Genomic DNA, 274 nt, shown 5'->3' on the forward strand with positions numbered 1-274 from the left:
CGTACCCCTGCAGCAGGGCAGCTCGCTTGGCACCTATGCGGGAATGACAGCGTCGGGCGGCTCTCTGACCAAAGCAAAATTGCGCGTGAATCCGCCAGCGGTTCTTGCCGCGCAAACGGTGCGCATCGCTCCGACGAGTGTGGAGAATGCCGGCGGTTCTTTCGACGCCAAGGACCTGGCGCTTCTGACCAACGCCGTCGACCGGGCGCTGTGCATGGGCCTCATCGACCGCTTCAAGGTCGTGGTTGCAAGCCAGCCGGCAGACCTCGTCGTC

Annotated in this window: 1 protein-coding gene; it reads left to right on the top strand. The window is 64.2% G+C overall.

The features are described 5' to 3' along the window. On the top strand, window positions 1-274 hold a 274-nt coding region (locus AF337_RS11955; protein WP_244471225.1), incomplete at both ends, for a DUF3313 family protein.

It is taken from the genome of Rhizobium ecuadorense (genome assembly GCF_001187535.1).
GTDB lineage: Bacteria > Pseudomonadota > Alphaproteobacteria > Rhizobiales > Rhizobiaceae > Rhizobium > Rhizobium ecuadorense.